This window comes from Sphingomonas sp. DC5200-1 (genome assembly GCF_049897245.1).
In the GTDB taxonomy this organism is placed as follows: domain Bacteria; phylum Pseudomonadota; class Alphaproteobacteria; order Sphingomonadales; family Sphingomonadaceae; genus Sphingomonas; species Sphingomonas aquatilis.
Genome location: NZ_JAFCVW010000002.1, coordinates 211,690 through 226,547, shown reverse-complemented (window position 1 = coordinate 226,547; position 14,858 = coordinate 211,690). Strand labels below are relative to the sequence as shown.

Annotated in this window: 14 protein-coding genes and 1 riboswitch; of the genes, 6 read left to right on the top strand and 8 right to left on the bottom strand. The window is 67.2% G+C overall.

All coding sequences use genetic code 11. The annotated features are described in order from the left end of the window. Nucleotides 1-6: 6 nt before the first annotated feature. Nucleotides 7-1,278 (top strand): hypothetical protein, encoded by a 1,272-nt coding sequence (locus ACP7A3_RS04400; RefSeq protein WP_426255205.1) that lies wholly within the window; start codon nt 7-9, stop codon nt 1,276-1,278. Nucleotides 1,279-1,324: 46 nt separating this feature from the next. Here the strand turns inward: ACP7A3_RS04400 and ACP7A3_RS04395 are convergent, their stop codons facing one another. Further along, nucleotides 1,325-2,113 carry an SDR family oxidoreductase gene (locus ACP7A3_RS04395; protein WP_426255206.1) on the bottom strand — a complete coding sequence of 263 codons (789 nt, stop codon included), beginning with the start codon at nt 2,111-2,113 and terminating at the stop codon, nt 1,325-1,327. A 120-nt stretch (nt 2,114-2,233) separates the two neighbouring features. Beyond that, a complete protein-coding gene (locus ACP7A3_RS04390) occupies nt 2,234-3,379 on the bottom strand; it encodes an acyl-CoA dehydrogenase family protein (RefSeq protein WP_426255207.1) in 1,146 nt (381 codons plus the stop codon). Nucleotides 3,380-3,598: 219 nt separating this feature from the next. On the opposite strand from ACP7A3_RS04390, the gene ACP7A3_RS04385 reads away from it, so the two are divergent. Together ACP7A3_RS04385 and ACP7A3_RS04380 are read left to right on the top strand one after the other, a co-directional pair. Beyond that, nucleotides 3,599-4,996, top strand: coding sequence for an MFS transporter (locus tag ACP7A3_RS04385; RefSeq protein WP_426255344.1), 1,398 nt, complete (start codon nt 3,599-3,601; stop codon nt 4,994-4,996). Between the two features lie 169 nt (nt 4,997-5,165). Next, nucleotides 5,166-5,723, top strand: a complete 558-nt coding sequence (locus tag ACP7A3_RS04380) for a CHAP domain-containing protein (RefSeq protein ID WP_426255208.1) — start codon at nt 5,166-5,168, stop codon at nt 5,721-5,723. Nucleotides 5,724-5,851: 128 nt separating this feature from the next. Here the strand turns inward: ACP7A3_RS04380 and msrB are convergent, their stop codons facing one another. Beyond that, nucleotides 5,852-6,391 carry a peptide-methionine (R)-S-oxide reductase MsrB gene (gene msrB / locus ACP7A3_RS04375; protein ID WP_244056091.1) on the bottom strand — a complete coding sequence of 180 codons (540 nt, stop codon included), beginning with the start codon at nt 6,389-6,391 and terminating at the stop codon, nt 5,852-5,854. A gap of 65 nt (nt 6,392-6,456) precedes the next feature. Here msrB and ACP7A3_RS04370 point away from each other — a divergent pair, with 65 nt between their 5' ends. Next, a complete protein-coding gene (locus ACP7A3_RS04370; RefSeq protein WP_426255209.1) occupies nt 6,457-6,735 on the top strand; it encodes a hypothetical protein in 279 nt (92 codons plus the stop codon). A 69-nt stretch (nt 6,736-6,804) separates the two neighbouring features. On the opposite strand, the gene ACP7A3_RS04365 is transcribed toward ACP7A3_RS04370, so the two are convergent. The 3 genes from ACP7A3_RS04365 to ACP7A3_RS04355 are packed head-to-tail and all read right to left on the bottom strand — an operon-like array spanning nt 6,805 to nt 10,270. Next, on the bottom strand, nt 6,805-8,040 hold the full coding sequence (locus tag ACP7A3_RS04365) for a cytochrome P450 (RefSeq protein WP_426255345.1): 1,236 nt from the start codon (nt 8,038-8,040) through the stop codon (nt 6,805-6,807). 50 nt (nt 8,041-8,090) lie between these two features. Beyond that, nucleotides 8,091-9,320 carry an ABC transporter permease gene (locus ACP7A3_RS04360; protein ID WP_426255210.1) on the bottom strand — a complete coding sequence of 410 codons (1,230 nt, stop codon included), beginning with the start codon at nt 9,318-9,320 and terminating at the stop codon, nt 8,091-8,093. Further along, nucleotides 9,317-10,270 (bottom strand): ABC transporter ATP-binding protein, encoded by a 954-nt coding sequence (locus ACP7A3_RS04355; RefSeq protein ID WP_426255211.1) that lies wholly within the window; start codon nt 10,268-10,270, stop codon nt 9,317-9,319. The genes ACP7A3_RS04360 and ACP7A3_RS04355 overlap by 4 nt, the downstream gene beginning before the upstream one ends. Nucleotides 10,271-10,336: 66 nt before the next feature. Between ACP7A3_RS04355 and queG the strand changes: the two genes are divergently transcribed. Both queG and ACP7A3_RS04345 read left to right on the top strand, forming a co-directional pair. Beyond that, nucleotides 10,337-11,407 carry a tRNA epoxyqueuosine(34) reductase QueG gene (queG, locus tag ACP7A3_RS04350; RefSeq protein ID WP_426255212.1) on the top strand — a complete coding sequence of 357 codons (1,071 nt, stop codon included), beginning with the start codon at nt 10,337-10,339 and terminating at the stop codon, nt 11,405-11,407. 6 nt (nt 11,408-11,413) lie between these two features. Next, nucleotides 11,414-11,522: riboswitch (SAM-I-IV-variant riboswitch) on the top strand. Between the two features lie 57 nt (nt 11,523-11,579). Continuing rightward, a complete protein-coding gene (locus tag ACP7A3_RS04345) occupies nt 11,580-12,638 on the top strand; it encodes a threonine aldolase family protein (RefSeq protein WP_426255213.1) in 1,059 nt (352 codons plus the stop codon). Between the two features lie 309 nt (nt 12,639-12,947). Here ACP7A3_RS04345 and ACP7A3_RS04340 read toward each other — a convergent pair whose 3' ends face one another. Then, nucleotides 12,948-13,364, bottom strand: coding sequence for an Hpt domain-containing protein (locus tag ACP7A3_RS04340; RefSeq protein ID WP_043060370.1), 417 nt, complete (start codon nt 13,362-13,364; stop codon nt 12,948-12,950). Between the two features lie 82 nt (nt 13,365-13,446). Next, complete coding sequence (gene der / locus ACP7A3_RS04335; protein ID WP_426255214.1) at nt 13,447-14,820, bottom strand: ribosome biogenesis GTPase Der; 1,374 nt, start codon at nt 14,818-14,820, stop codon at nt 13,447-13,449. Between the last annotated feature and the right edge of the window lie 38 nt (nt 14,821-14,858).

Here is a 14,858-nt window from a genome sequence, read left to right as displayed (position 1 = left end):
GGATGCATGAACAGGATGATGGTGGCCGCGAGCCTGCTCGCGGCGTGCGGTACGGCGCATATCGCTTATGCTCAGGCGACGCTGCCTGTGACCTATGGCGGCACCAAACCGCCCGCCGTGGCGCAGACGCCGCCCGCCGATCCGCGCGATACACCCGAAGAGATCGCCAAGGATGCGGCGCGCGACCTGAAGGACAGCCATTTCTACAACCGGCCGGGCGCGACGCGCGCGCAATATGATGCGGCCTGGCAGCGCTGTCGCCTGATCGCGCGCGGGTCGCGGACGCCCTCGGGGTCGATCCCTTATTATTACAACCCGGCGCTGATGTCGCCGATCGCCGCGGGGATCGGCGGCGGGATTGGCGGCCTGATCGCCGGCGCGATCGCTGAGGGGCAGCAGCGCCGCGCGAACCGCCGCAATTGCCTGCTGATCGACGGCTGGCGCATGGTCGAGGTGTCGAAGGAGAATGCCGCGAGGGTCGGTGCGATGACCGACGCGGATCGCGACGCCTATTTCAACGGCATCGTCGGCGCGCAGACCGTCGACGGTACGATCACCGAACGCACGACCTTCGCGCAACCCGAGGACCTCGTCGCGCGCGTCGATGCGCCGCTCAGCGCGCCCGGTACGCTGTTCCTGGGCAAGAAGGTGGATGCCGCCGCGCCCTTCGTCCTCGCGCCCGGCGAGGCGGCGGTGGTCGTCGCCTTCCGCCGCCCGAACGCGGCGAGCGCGGGCCGGTCCGGTTTTGTGCAACTGACGCGGTACGACACGAAGGGGCGGGACCTCGTCTATCGCCCCAAGGATTGGAAGAAGACGGGCGACAAGACCGTCTACGACCTCGCCGTCGGCAGCGCCGATCGCAAGGCACCCTATGAGGTGCAGGTGCTGCGCGTGACGCCGGGCGACTATGTCATCGCCTCGACCGCCGTCATCACCAAGATGGCGACGACGACCAACTGCTTCGGGGCACCGACCTTTCATGTCGAGGCGGGCGAGGTGGCCTATCTCGGCGATTTCATTCCGGTCGTCGACAGCAAGTCGGCGCTCGGTGTGTCGACCTCCGGCATCGTCTATGTCCGCCATGCCGATGACGCGCAGAAGGCGCTGGCCGGATCGCAGCCGGCCCTCGCCGCCGCGATGAAGCCAGCGACCTTCCGCAACAAGGCGACCTATGCCTGTTCGGCGATCACCATGGATCGCTGGGACCTGCCCGGCGTCGAGGCGTTGCCCGATGCGCCTGCGCCCGCCGAGACGGCTGCGGTCAGCGGGGCGGGGTGAGGGCGCGCGCTGGCCGGGACGGACATCACCGTCCCGGCCGCTGGGCTCATGCGTCGATGCTGGTGCCCAGCGCGGCGTGGACCAACCCGCCGTCGACCGTGATCGTCTCGCCGATCACGTAATCGCCCGCGCGCGACGCGAGGTAGATGGCGGCGCCGGCCATGTCTTCATCGGTGCCGATGCGGCCGGCGGGTATGCCTTGCGCGACGTCGTCGCCATGGTCGCGGGCGGCCTTGTTCATGTCGCTGGCGAAGGCGCCCGGCGCGATCGAGGTGACGTTGACGTGGTCGCGCACCAGCCGTGCGGCCATGCGCTTCGTCAGATAGATCAGCGCCGACTTGGAGGCGTGGTAACTGTACGTCTCCCACGGATTGAGGCGCTGGCCGTCGATCGAGGTGATGTTGATGACCTTGGCCGGGCGGCCCGCCGTGCCGGCGGCCTTCAGCAGGCCGTGCAGCGCCTGCGTCAGGAAGAAGGGCGATTTGACGTTGAGGTCCATCACCTTGTCCCAGCCGCTTTCCGGGAACTCCTCGAACGGCACGCCCCAGGCGGCGCCCGCATTGTTGACGAGGATGTCGAGCTTGTCCTCATGTGCGACGAGTTGCTCGGCCAGCGCCTTGCAGCCGGCGACGGTGCTGACGTCGCACGGCAGGGGGATGCAATTGGGGCCGAGTTCGGCGGCAGTGTCGTCGCAGGCCGGCGCCTTGCGGCTGGAGATATAGACTTTCGCGCCCTGGGCGATGAAGCCGGCGGCGATCATCTTGCCGATGCCGCGGCTGCCGCCGGTGACGAGCGCGACCTTGCCGTCGAGGCGGAAGAGGTTGGTGGTGTCCATGATGTTTCTCCTGGTTACGCGCCGCGGCAAAGCCGCGTCGTCAGTCGGGTTCGCGTGCCGCGACCCGCTGGCCGCGGTAGGCCGCCGAGCCGCGGATCAGCGGGGCTGATTCGCTGCGGCCTACCCCCCGCGTTTCATCGTTTCGCGCGCGATGATGACCTGCTGGATCTGGCTGGTGCCTTCGTAGATGCGGAACAGGCGCACGTCGCGGTACAGGCGTTCGATGCCGTAATCGGCGATATAGCCCGCGCCGCCATAGACCTGCACCGCCTTGTCGGCGACGCGGCCCACCATCTCGCTGGCGAAATACTTCGCCGCTGCGCTTTCCAGCACGACGTCTTCACCGCGATCCTTCTTCGCCGCCGTCTCCAGCACCATCGCGCGGGCGACGAGCGCCTCGGTCTTCATGTCGGCGATCATGCCCTGGATCAGCTGGTGTTCGGCGATCGCCTTGCCGAACTGCTGGCGACCGGTGGCATAAGCGACGCTGTCGGCGATCAGCCGTTCGGCCACGCCGACGCAGACCGCGCTGATGTGCAGCCGGCCGCGGTCGAGCACGCGCATCGCGATCTTGAAGCCTTCGCCCTCCGCGCCCAGTCGATTGGCGACCGGCACCGGCACGTCGTCGAAATGGACGTCGGCGACCTTGGCGCCCTTCTGCCCCATCTTCTTTTCGGGTTCGCCGATGGTGATGCCGGGCAGGTCCTTGGGCACCAGAAAGGCGGAGACGCCGCGTGCGCCCTTCTCGTCACCGGTGCGCGCCATCACGGTGAACAGCTGCGCCTTGTCGGCATTGGTGATGTAGCGCTTGGTCCCCGACAGGCGATAGACGTCGCCATCCCGGACGGCCCGTGTCTTCACGCTGCCGGAATCGCTGCCGACATCGGGTTCGGTCAGCGCGAAGCTGGTGACGATCTCGCCGCTCGCGATGCGCGGCAGCCATGCGGCCTTCTGTTCGGGCGTGCCGGCCATCACCAGCCCCTGGCTGCCGATCCCGACATTGGTGCCGAAGGTCGATCGGAAGGCCGGCGTGGTCCGGCCCATCTCGATCGCGACGCGGCATTCCTCGACCATGTCGAGGCCCAGGCCGCCGTAGTCCTCGGCGATCGACAGGCCGAACAGGCCCATCTCTTTCATCTCCGCGACGACCGCATCGGGAATGGCGTCGGCGGCCTCCACATCGGCTTCGAGGGGGCGCAGCCGTTCGCCGACGAAGCGACGGACGGTATCGATCAGCGCGTCGAAGGTTTCGGGGTCGAGGGCCATGCCGTATCCACTGCGATGCCCTGATGCGGGCGGGTTGTGACCTGATTATCCTATGATCTGGACGAAACGGCTGCAAACCCGAAATTCGAAAGCGTGATTGACCACCCCCGGTGCGCGGCTATGATCCCCGACAAAACAGGAGCTTGCATGCGACCGGTGGCAGAGGCGACAGCAGGGACGACGGCCGTACCGGCGGCACGGCGCCTGCGAAGCGGTGCGATGGGCAGCTACGCCTTCGGTGCGGTCGCCTATGGCGTGAAGGATGCCGGCTTCGGCACCTTCCTGCTGCTCTTCTACAACCAAGTGGTCGGTCTGCCCTCCGCCACCGTCGGCCTCGTCGTGATGGTCGCCTTGCTGATCGATGCCTTCGTCGACCCTGCCGTGGGGTTCCTGTCCGATCGGACGCGCACGCGCTGGGGACGGCGGCACCCGTGGATGTATGGCTCCGCGCTACCGATCATGGTCGGTTGGGTTCTGCTGTGGAATCCGCCGAGCGGCTGGGGGCAGGGCGCGACGCTCGGCTGGCTGTTCGCCTGCGCCGTGCTCGTCCGCACCGCGGTGAGTGCCTATGAAGTCCCCTCGGTCGCGCTGACACCCGAACTGTCGTCGGACTATGACGAGCGGACGCGGGTCATGGCGTGGCGCTATCTGTTCGGCTGGGCGGGCGGGCTCACCATGCTGGTGTCGGCCTATCTCTACTTTCTCGCGCCGACGCCGGAGCATGCCAACGGGCTGCTCAACCGGCAGGGTTATATCGGCTATTCGATCCTCGGCGCCCTGCTGATGGGCGCGGCGATCCTGACTTCGGCGGCGGGGACGCATAAGGAGATCCCCAATCTGCCCAACCCGCCGATCGAGCGGCAGACGTTCCGCGAAAACCTGCGCGAACTGGCGGACACGGTGAAGAACCGCGCCTTCGCCATCCTGATGCTGGCGGGCCTGTGCGCCTATACGGTGCAGGGCATCAGCTATGCGATGTCGACCTATCTCTACACCTATGTCTGGGGCTTTCAGGGCGTCGTGTTCGTCTATGCGACGGTCGCGCTGTTCGGCGGCGTGCTGGTCGCCTTCGTCGCCGCGCCGCGCATCGGCAAGCGGATGAGCAAGCCGCGCGCGGCGGCGGGCGCGGTGGCGATCGGCGCGACGCTCAACATCGCGCCGTACGCGCTGCGGTTGCTTCATGTGCTGCCGGATGTGGGGCAGCCCGCGCTGCTGCCGATCCTGCTCGTTTTCTTCGCCGCGGCGACCGCGTGCAACGTCAGCGCGTTCATCCTGGGGGCGTCGATGATGGCGGACGTCGTCGAGGATTCGGAGATGCGCACCGGTCGCCGCTCGGAAGGGGTGTTCTTCGCCGGATCCTTCTTCGTCCAGAAATGCACGTCGGGGATCGGTATCTTCCTGGCGGGCGTCATCCTGGCGATCGCCGGCTTCCCCGAAAAGGCGGTGCCCGGCACCGTACCGATCGACACGATCGACCGGCTGACGCTGACCTTCGGCCTCACCTATCTGCTGATCGCCGGCTGCGCGGCGTTCGTCTTCACCCGCTTTCCGTTCGGCCGTGCCGAGCATGAGGCGCGGCTGGCACGACTTGGGGCAGCAAAACTGGCTGATTCCTGAGCATTTCGCCGTTCAGCGTGGCGACAGGATCGCGATTCACCGCTCATCCCATCGCTTCGTCGGCGCGCAAACACCGTTGGGCGCTTATGGTTCCCGCGCCTGTTGGCGAAAGCCGACCCCCTGTGTAGCGACATCCTCGACGAACGGGTTTTGACCGGGGGGTCAGCAAATGACTTTGAAGGCGTTGGCAGCGCGTTTTGCGCTGGTGGTATCGTGCGGCCTGATGATGGCCACCCCGGCCATGGCGCAGTTCTGGCAGTGCGCGCCCTATGCCCGCGAAATCTCGGGCATCGACATCCACGGCAACGCCAACACCTGGTGGAGCCAGGCCGCCGGCCGGTACGAACGCGGCCATGCGCCGAAGGTCGGTGCGGTTCTCGCCTTCCAGTCCACCCGCCGCATGCGCGTCGGCCATGTCGCGATGGTGTCGCGGGTCGTCAGCGACCGCGAAGTGCTCCTCACCCACGCCAACTGGTCGCGCCCCGGCGCGATCGAGCGCAACGTTCGCGCGATCGACGTCTCGGCCGCCGGCGACTGGAGCGAAGTGAAGGTGTGGTACGGCCCGACCGGCGGCCTCGGCACCTCGAGCTATCCCACCAACGGCTTCATCTATTCGGGCCATGCCCCGGCGATCGATGACGAGCCCGCCACGCCGATGGTCGACATGGACACCAGCATCATCGCCACCGCTGCCGCCGTGCCGGTGGTTCCGGTCGCCGCGAAGTAATCCACACCCACGGGCTTACCTCCAGCGCCATTCGCCCTGAGCCTGTCGAAGGGCAGCCATCCGCGGATGTGACGCTTGGGGGGAGGGGTGCGCTTCGACAGGCTTAGCGCGAACGAAAGAGCGCGCCCTCACCCCGCCCGGAACGTCATCGCCACGCCGTTCATGCAATAGCGCTTGCCGGTCGGCTTCGGCCCGTCGTCGAACACATGGCCCAGATGCCCACCGCAGCGGCTGCAATGCACCTCGACACGCTCCATCATCAGGGACCGATCGCTGCGCGTGCCGACCGCACCCTTCAGCGGCGCATAGAAACTGGGCCAGCCGGTGCCGCTTTCGAACTTGGTCTTGGACGAAAACAGCGGCTGCGCGCAGCCCTTGCAGGCAAAGGTGCCGGCGCGATGTTCGCCATTGAGCGGGCTGGAATAGGGCCGCTCGGTGCCCTCGTGCCGCAACACGGTCCATGCCGCATCGCCCAGCTTCTTGCGCCAGGCGGCATCGCTCATCTCCACCGGATAGCGTTCCGCGGCTGCGGCGGGCGCATTGCGGCACCCCCACAGAAAGGCGCCGACGGCACCGGTGGCGGCGAGGGAGAGAAGCGAGCGGCGGCTGGGCTGATCGGTCATGATGAGGATGTAGGACGGGATCGGGCCGGTTTCATCCCCACCCATGCTATTGATTCGGCCGGGAACCTCGCTTCCCATTCGCGCGCTTGGCATGACCGAGAGGTGATACCATGTCGTTCCAGCAGCTCGATCCGCCGCTTCCCGTCCACGTCCTCGACAAGGGGGCAGGCTATGCCTTCGCCGTCATCGATTACGGGCAGGAGCATAATCTGATCTGGGTCACCGCGATCAACGACACCGGCGAAATCTGGTGCGCGCCCAACCCGCGCGTGCGGATGCAGGCGAACTGGACGATGGGTCGCAAGAAGCCGGCTGCGGTTGCCAAGGCGGAAGCGGGCGACTGCTCGGATGTGGCGCCGGTGAGCGTCGAGGTGGTGAAGCCGAACTAAGGGGTGGGTCCTCTGACCGTCATTGCGAGCGTAGCATAGGTTCGCTCGCAATGACGGGAGGGGCAGCCATCAATACCGGCTGATCTCCACCGGCAACTGCCGGTAACCATGCACGAAGCACGCGGCGACGCGCGTCGGTTCGCCGACGACGTTCACCCGCATCCGCCGCTTCGCCATTTCCTCCATCAGGATGCCGATCTGCAATTCGGCCAGCCGCGCGCCCACGCAACGGTGGATGCCGTGGCCGAACGCGAGGTGCCGGCGTGCATTGGGCCGGTCGACCACAATCTTGTCGGCATCCGGGCCGAACACGCTCTCGTCACGGTTGGCGGAGATATACCACAGCGCCAGCTTGTCGCCTTCACGGATCGTCTGCCCCATCAGTTCGGTATCGCGCGTCGCGGTACGGCGCATGTGCGCGAGCGGCGTCTGCCAGCGAATGATCTCCTGCGTCATGTTGGGGATCAGCGACGGGTCCGCCTCCAGCTTCGCTCGCTCGTCGGGGAAACGATCGAGGCCATACGCGAGCGCGGTCATCGAGTTGCGCGTCGTGTCGTTGCCGCCGACGATCAGCAGGATCAGGTTTCCGATGAATTCGAAATGATCCATGTGGCTCATCGCGTCCGAATGGATCATCATGCTGATGAGGTCGGGCGTCTGCGGCTGGCCGACCTTGGCGTTCCACAGATTCTGGAAGTACGCGCCGCATTCGTACATGTAGCCGAGGCGCTGCTTGCGCAGCTCCTCGTTCTTCACCAGCTCGATATCGCCCGCCCAGTCGGACCAGAAGGTGAGCTTGCGCCGGTCCTCCCACGGGAAGTCGAACAGGATGGCGAGCATCTGCGTCGTCAGTTCGATCGAGACGGTATCCACCCAGTCGAACCGCGTGTTCCACGGCAGGCTGTCGAGGATTTCCGCGGTGCGGCGGCGGATGTCGTCGCTCATCCGCACCATTTCGGATGGCGTGAACGCGGGCGCTACCGTCCGCCGCTGCCCGGTATGCACCGGTCGATCGCGCGCGATGAACATCGGCATGCGCACGTCGCTTTCCGGGATGAAGTCGGCGAGGGTGATCCCGCCGACCTCGGACGAATAGATATCGGGTAGCGACTCGACCTCGACGATCGGCTTGTAAGTCGAGACGGACCAATAGGGGCCGTAGTCGCTATGCTCGCAGCGATAGACCGGGGCCTCGGCTCGCAATTGCGCGAAGGGCGCGTGCCAGGTGTCGTCGCGGTACAGTTCCGCGCGGCTGACGTCGAACGGATCGACCGCGGGTGCGGTCGCCTGCATGAGGGTCGCCATCATCACTCTCCTGTCTTTTGCCGACAGGAGATACCCGACTGACACTTATGTCAATTGGCTTTCGCGCGCTTCCAGAACGGCCGGGCGCTGCCCGATTGCAGCACGCCGCGCCGGAACAGCCTCGCGCCGAGCGTGATGAAGATCGACACCCACAACAGCTGCCAGGCGATCGCCGCGAGATGCGGCCAGATCGTCGGTGACGTTGCCGCGCGGCCAGCCATCGCGAAGGGCGAGGACAGCGGGAACAGCTCCGCCACGGTCGCCACCCAACCGGTGGGGTTGGCGGTGCCGGCCAGCGCCAGCGCCAGCATGCCCATCTGCAGCACCGAAATCGGCAGCGCGAGCATCTGGATTTCGCGCGGGGTCGACGCCTGCGCGCCGACGACGAGGAAGGCCGAGCCGAGCAGCAGATAGGCCATGGTGAAATAGGTAACGAACAGCGCGACGAACACCGGCGTGCCGACCGCGGTCTGGATCGCCAGCGCGCGCGCAACATCGGCGGGCAGGAACGAGCCCAATTTCGCGATGATCGTTCCCCAGAAACCGACGAAGAGCAACGCGACGCCGAACATGCCGAGCAGCTTGCCCAGGAACACGCTTTCCAATGGCACCGCGGCGGCGAGCACCTCGATCACCTTGTTGTTGCGCTCTTCGGCCATCGTGCCGACGACTTGGCTGGCGAGGAACAGGTTGAGCAGGAACACGCCGAATACCGCGAAGGAGGCGGACTGGCGGCGGTTGCCCGCGGAGCCGCTCTGCCGTTCGAGCGGCGTCTTGGTCGCGACGACGCGCGGCACGCCGCTGCCAAGTTTATCCGCGGTCAGCGTTTCCTGCGCCAGCACGCCCAGATAATCGGCGGCGCGCTTGCCGCGCGGGCCGTACAGGATCTGCGGCCGGTCGAGCGGGCCGTACAGCACGGCGCTCGCCTCATAGTCCTTGCTTTCGAACGCGGCACGCGCCTGCGCCGCGGCGTCGCCTGTCGGCGTCAGCGTGGCGAGGGCGGGGGGCGCCTCTTCGTCGCGGCGGAACACGTCGCGTAGGCGATCGTCCGCGTCGGTCATCACGCGCGCCTGATCGGGCGATACGATGGCGACCATCCGCGTCTTGTCGGCACGGCCGTCGGCGACGCTCGCCGCGCCCATGCCGCCGATCGCGCCGAACGATCCCATGATGACCGGCGCGAACAGGAACAGCAGGAAGATCGGCGTGAAGACGGTCGCGATGAAGTCGCGGCGCGCGATGGTCAGCGCCTGGCGCAGCGTGCGGGCGAGGTTGGTCATGCGGTGGCTCCCCCATGCGGATGACTGGCGCCCGGCGGGTTGGCGGCATCGCGGCCGACGATGCGGACGAAGGCGTCGTGCAGGCTGGGCCGTTCGATCGACAGGCCGCCAATGCCATAGCCGCGCGCGATCAGCGTGCCGAGCAGCCCTTCGATCCCCTCGCCGGGCAGCTGGAACCGCCAGCCGTCTCCGTCGCGCATCGCATCATGCGGCAACACGTCGGCGATCGCGGCGTCGGGATGCGTCGGCAGGTAGCGGACCTGGCTGGGCAGCGTGCCCCGCGCCGCGTCCACGGTCCCTTCGAAGCGGCGCTTGCCGCCGGCGATGATCGCCAGCCGGTCGCACACGCGCTCGGCATGCGCCATGATATGCGTCGAAAACAGCACCGTCGCGCCGCGGTCACGCTCGGCGAGGATCAGCGATTCGAGCTTTTCCTGATTGACCGGGTCGAGGCCGCTGAACGGTTCGTCGAGGACCAGCAGGTCGGGGCGATGCACCACCGATCCCAGCAACTGGACGAGCTGCGCCATGCCCTTCGACAGTTTCTTGATCTTCTCGTCGATCGCATGGCCCAGGCCCGCCGCCTCCATCATCTCGGCGGCGCGTGCGCGACCGGTACGGCGATCGAGCCCGCGCAGTGCGCCCATGAAGGCGATCGCGTCACGCGCCTTCATCGACGGATACAGGCCGCGCTCTTCGGGCAGATAGCCGACGCGGTCGCTCGCCTCGCGTGGGGCGGCGTGGCCCAGGATGGAGCGGTGCCCCACGTCGGGCTCGATGATGCCGAGCAGGGTGCGCAGCGTCGTCGTCTTACCGGCGCCATTGGGGCCGAGCACGCCGTAGATCGCGCCGCGCGGCACCGACAGGTCGACGCCGTCGACGACGCGCCGCTCGCCGAAGCGCTTGACCAGATGTTCGGCAAAAACCGCCGGTTCGCTTGATCCCACCATCCGCCCCCATTCGCTCGACCCGAATGGGTGAGTGTGTCGTCGTGACGTCTGTGGTAGCGGGCGCGCGTGGCGAAAGACAAGCCTTCCCCGACCCCTATCGAAGCGCGGATCAAGGCCGAGGCGGCGGCGCTCGGCTTCGTCGCGTGCGGGATCGCGCACGCCGACGCCGCGCCCCGCAGTGGCGAACGGTTGCGGCAGTGGCTCGATGAAGGCCGCCACGGCGGCATGATCTGGATGGAGGAGCGCAGTGCCCAGCGCGCCGCGCCGGCCGCCTTGTGGAGCGACGTGCGCAGCGTCATCGCGCTCGGCATGAGCTACGCGCCCGCACGCGATCCGCTGGCGCTGGCGGGCGAGGGGGAGCGCGGCCGCATCTCCGTCTACGCGCAGGGCGGCGACTATCACGATGTCGTCAAGCGCGCGCTGAAAGCGCTGGGCCGCTGGCTGGCGCGCGAGGCGGGGTGCGACCTCAAGGTCTTTGTCGATACCGCGCCGGTGATGGAAAAGCCGTTGAGCGAGGCGGCGGGCCTCGGCTGGCAGGGGAAGCACACCAATCTCGTCAGCCGGGATCACGGCAGTTGGCTGTTCCTCGGCGCGATCTACACGACGCTGGACCTCGCGCCGGACACGCCGGGGCGCGACAGTTGCGGATCGTGCGACGCCTGCCAGCGGGCGTGCCCGACCGATGCTTTCCCCGCGCCCTATCGCCTCGATGCGCGGCGCTGCATCTCCTACCTCACCATCGAACATGCCGGGCCGATTCCGGAAGAGTTTCGGACTGGCATCGGCAACCGCATCTATGGCTGCGACGACTGCTTGGCGGTGTGCCCCTGGAACAAGTTCGCCGCCAGCGCCGCGGCCAACATGGCGTTCCACCCGCGCGCCGAGCTGACCGCGCCCGCGCTCGCAGATTTGCTGGCGCTGGACGATGCGGGGTTCCGGCAGGTCTTCTCCGGATCGCCGATCAAGCGCATCGGTCGCAATCGCATGGTGCGCAACGCCGCGATCGCCGCGGGCAACAGCGGGTCACCGGCGCTGATCCCGGCGCTCGACCGGTTGCTCGGCGACGACGACCCGGTGGTGGCGGAGGCGGCGGCCTGGGCGCGTGCGCGGCTTGACCGCACGGAGAGCGGCGGCTAACCGCGCCGCCAGCATCAAGAGTCGAACGACGTTCGACGCCAACCTGCTCCCCGAGCAAGGTGGCGCCCCCGGCAAACGGGGGGATGTGGCCGGACCGGCAACCAAACGGGACCTCACGCCACATCGTCGTTCGTCTCCGGGTGCAGACCGTTTTGCACAAGGACCCGACGCCGTGACTGCCCAGCCCCAGCAATTCGCCAGTGACAATTATGCGGGCGCCTGCCCCGAGGCGATGCAGGCGATGCTCGCTGCCAATGCCGGATCGGCGGTCGCCTATGGCGATGACGACTGGACGCAGGCGGCCGCCGACCGTCTTCGCGCGCTGTTCGCGAAGGATGCCGAGGTGTTCTTCGTGTTCAACGGCACCGCGGCCAATTCGCTGGCGCTCGCCTCGCTGTGCCAATCGTACCACAGCGTCATTTGTTCGTCGGCGGCGCATGTCGAAACCGACGAATGCGGCGCGCCGGAGTTCTTCTCGAACGGGTCGAAGCTGCTGCTTGCGCCGTCCGCCGACGGCAAGCTGACGCCGGACGCGATCCGCGCGCTGGCGACCAGCCGATCCGACATCCATTTCCCGAAGCCGCGCGTCGTCACGATCACCCAGCCGACCGAGACGGGGCAGGTCTATGCGATCGAAGAGGTGCAGGCGATTTCCGCGGTCTGCCGCGAACTGGGGCTCAAGCTCCATATGGACGGCGCGCGCTTCGCGCATGCCTGTGCGGCGCTGGGATGCACTCCCGCCGCGATCACCTGGGAAGCGGGCGTCGACGTGCTGTGCTTCGGCGGCACCAAGAATGGCCTCGCGATCGGCGAGGCGGTGATCTTCTTCGACCGCAGCCTTGCCGAGGATTTCGACTATCGCTGCAAACAGGCGGGGCAGCTCGCGTCGAAGATGCGCTTCCTGTCGGCGCCGTGGATCGGGCTGATCGACAGCGGTGCATGGCTGCGCAACGCCGAGCACGGCAATGCCGCGGCGCGGCGGCTGGCGGATCAGGTGTCGGGTCTGCCCGGTATCGACCTGCTATTTCCGGTGCAGGCCAATTCGGTGTTCCTGATCGCGCCCGAACCGGTGCTCGATACGCTGAGGCAGCGCGGCTGGCGCTTCTACACCTTCATCGGCGGCGGCGCGCGCTTCATGTTCGCCTGGGATGCCGACCCGGCGCGGGTCGACGCACTGGCAGCGGATATTCGCGAGGCGTGCGTCGGGTCGGAGGTAGAACTGGCGGCGTAGCGGCCCCGCCATCGTCCTCATCCCAGCCTACGCTGGGATGACGTATCCCCAGGATCGATCGACATTCATTCATGCCAAGATGCGAAGACATGAAGACAAGACGGTTCACGCGGAGGTGCGGAAGACGCAGAGGTGTGGGGTCTGCCGCGCGAGCGGCCTGTCTATCCCGGTCGAGGTCAAAGCGAAGCGTTGCAACGCGCGTGACACCTCCGCGTCCTCCGCGCCTCCGCGCGAACAAAACTCTTTTTCTTCAGGTCTTTCCGCTCGTCGGGAAATGCATCACGACGGTGAATGTCGATCGGCCTTGGCTCACCCCAACCGCCGACCGAAACCACCGCCCGCCGGCCGCCGCGGCACGAGCGGGTTCGCCTCGCGCTCCAGCAGCGCCAGCGTTTCGAAGAACAGCGGGCGCAGGCGCACGACATGCTCCAGCGCCTCTTCGCAGGTTTCGTGGCGCTCGACGCAGTCGCGCGCGAATTCCTCGATCGTCTCGGCCAGCATCGCCAGCGGCTCGGCACCGAACTGACGCGCCTCGCCCTTCAGCGTGTGCGCCGGAATCACCATCGCGGCGGCGGTCTGCGCGCGCATCGCCTGTTCGATCGCCGACACCGATTTCACGCCGTCTTCGCGGAAATAGCCCAATATGCGCACGAAGCCGGCGCCCAGTTCGGCGCGCGCCTGGGCGAACGCCGCCCAATCCACCAACGTGCTGCCTTCGAACGACACGGCCTTCTCCCCTCAGGATCGGACCAACCATATTGAGCAGCGGTAAACAGCTGGTTGCCGATGCGGCCGATTAGGGCGGACCCTAATCTTTGGTGTCGAAAGGATTCTTCGGCGCGCGGAAGGTCAGTCGAACAGGAACTGCCCCAAATCCCAAATCCTTACGCATGGAATTGACCAGATAGCGTTCATAGCTCGCCGGCAATTGATCGACGCGTGTGCCAAAGATCACGAAGCTCGGCGGCCGCGTCTTGATCTGCGTGACGTAGCGCATCTTGATCCGCTTGCCGCCGGGGGCGGGCGGGGGATTCGCCTCGACCGCGCGTTCGAACCAGCGGTTCAGCTCGCCGGTGCCGACGCGTTGCGACCAGGCTTCGCGCGTTTCGAAACAGGCCTGGATCAGCTGGTCGATGCCCTTGCCGGTCGCCGCCGACACGGTCATCACCGTGACGCCCTTCACCTGGCTCAAGCCGTCCTCCAGCGCGCGCTTGACGCCGTTGAACAGCGACGAGGCGTTTTCGGCGACGTCCCATTTGTTCAGCGCGATGACGAGCGCGCGGCCTTCGGACAGTACCTTGTCGGCGATGCGCAGGTCCTGCGCCTCCAGCCCCAGCGTCGCATCGAGCAGCAGTACGACCACCTCGGCGAAGTCGACCGCGTGCAGCGCATCGGCGACCGACAGCTTTTCCAGCTTGTCCTGCACCTTGGCGCGCTTGCGCATGCCGGCGGTGTCGATCAGCCGGACCGCGCGGGGGATGTTGTCGCGGTCGTACCACGTCCAGTCGACCGCGATCGAATCGCGCGTGATGCCGGCTTCCGGCCCTGTGATCATCCGGTCCTCGCCGAGCATCTTGTTGATCAGCGTCGACTTGCCCGCATTGGGGCGGCCGACGATCGCCAGCTTCAGCGGCGCGTCCGGGGACTCGTCGTCCTCTTCCTCCGGCATCGCCTCGATCGCGGCTTCCAGATGCGGCAGCAGCGCCTCGAACAGGTCGCCCATGCCCTCGCCATGTTCGGCGGAAAGCTGCACCGGATCGCCGAAGCCGAGCGCCAGTGCCTCGAGCACGCCCTGTTCGCCGGCCTTCCCCTCCGCCTTGTTGGCGGCGAGGACGACGGGGGTGGACGACGAACGCAGCCAGCGCGCGATCTCTTCGTCGAGCGGCATCACGCCCGCGCGCGCATCGACCAGGAACAGCGCGACGTCCGCCTGGCCGATCGCCGCCTCGGTCTGCAGGCGCATGCGGCCGGGCAGCGTCTGGGCGTCGTGATCCTCGTAACCGGCGGTGTCGACGACGCGGAAGTCCATGCCGATCAGCGTCGCATCGCCCTCGCGCCGGTCGCGCGTCACGCCCGGCCGATCGTCGACCAGCGCGAGTTTCTTGCCGACGAGGCGGTTGAACAGCGTCGACTTGCCGACATTGGGACGGCCGACGATCGCGACGATAGGAAGACGGGACATGGCCGTGCTTTAGGGGAGGCGGGTGCAAACACCAAGTC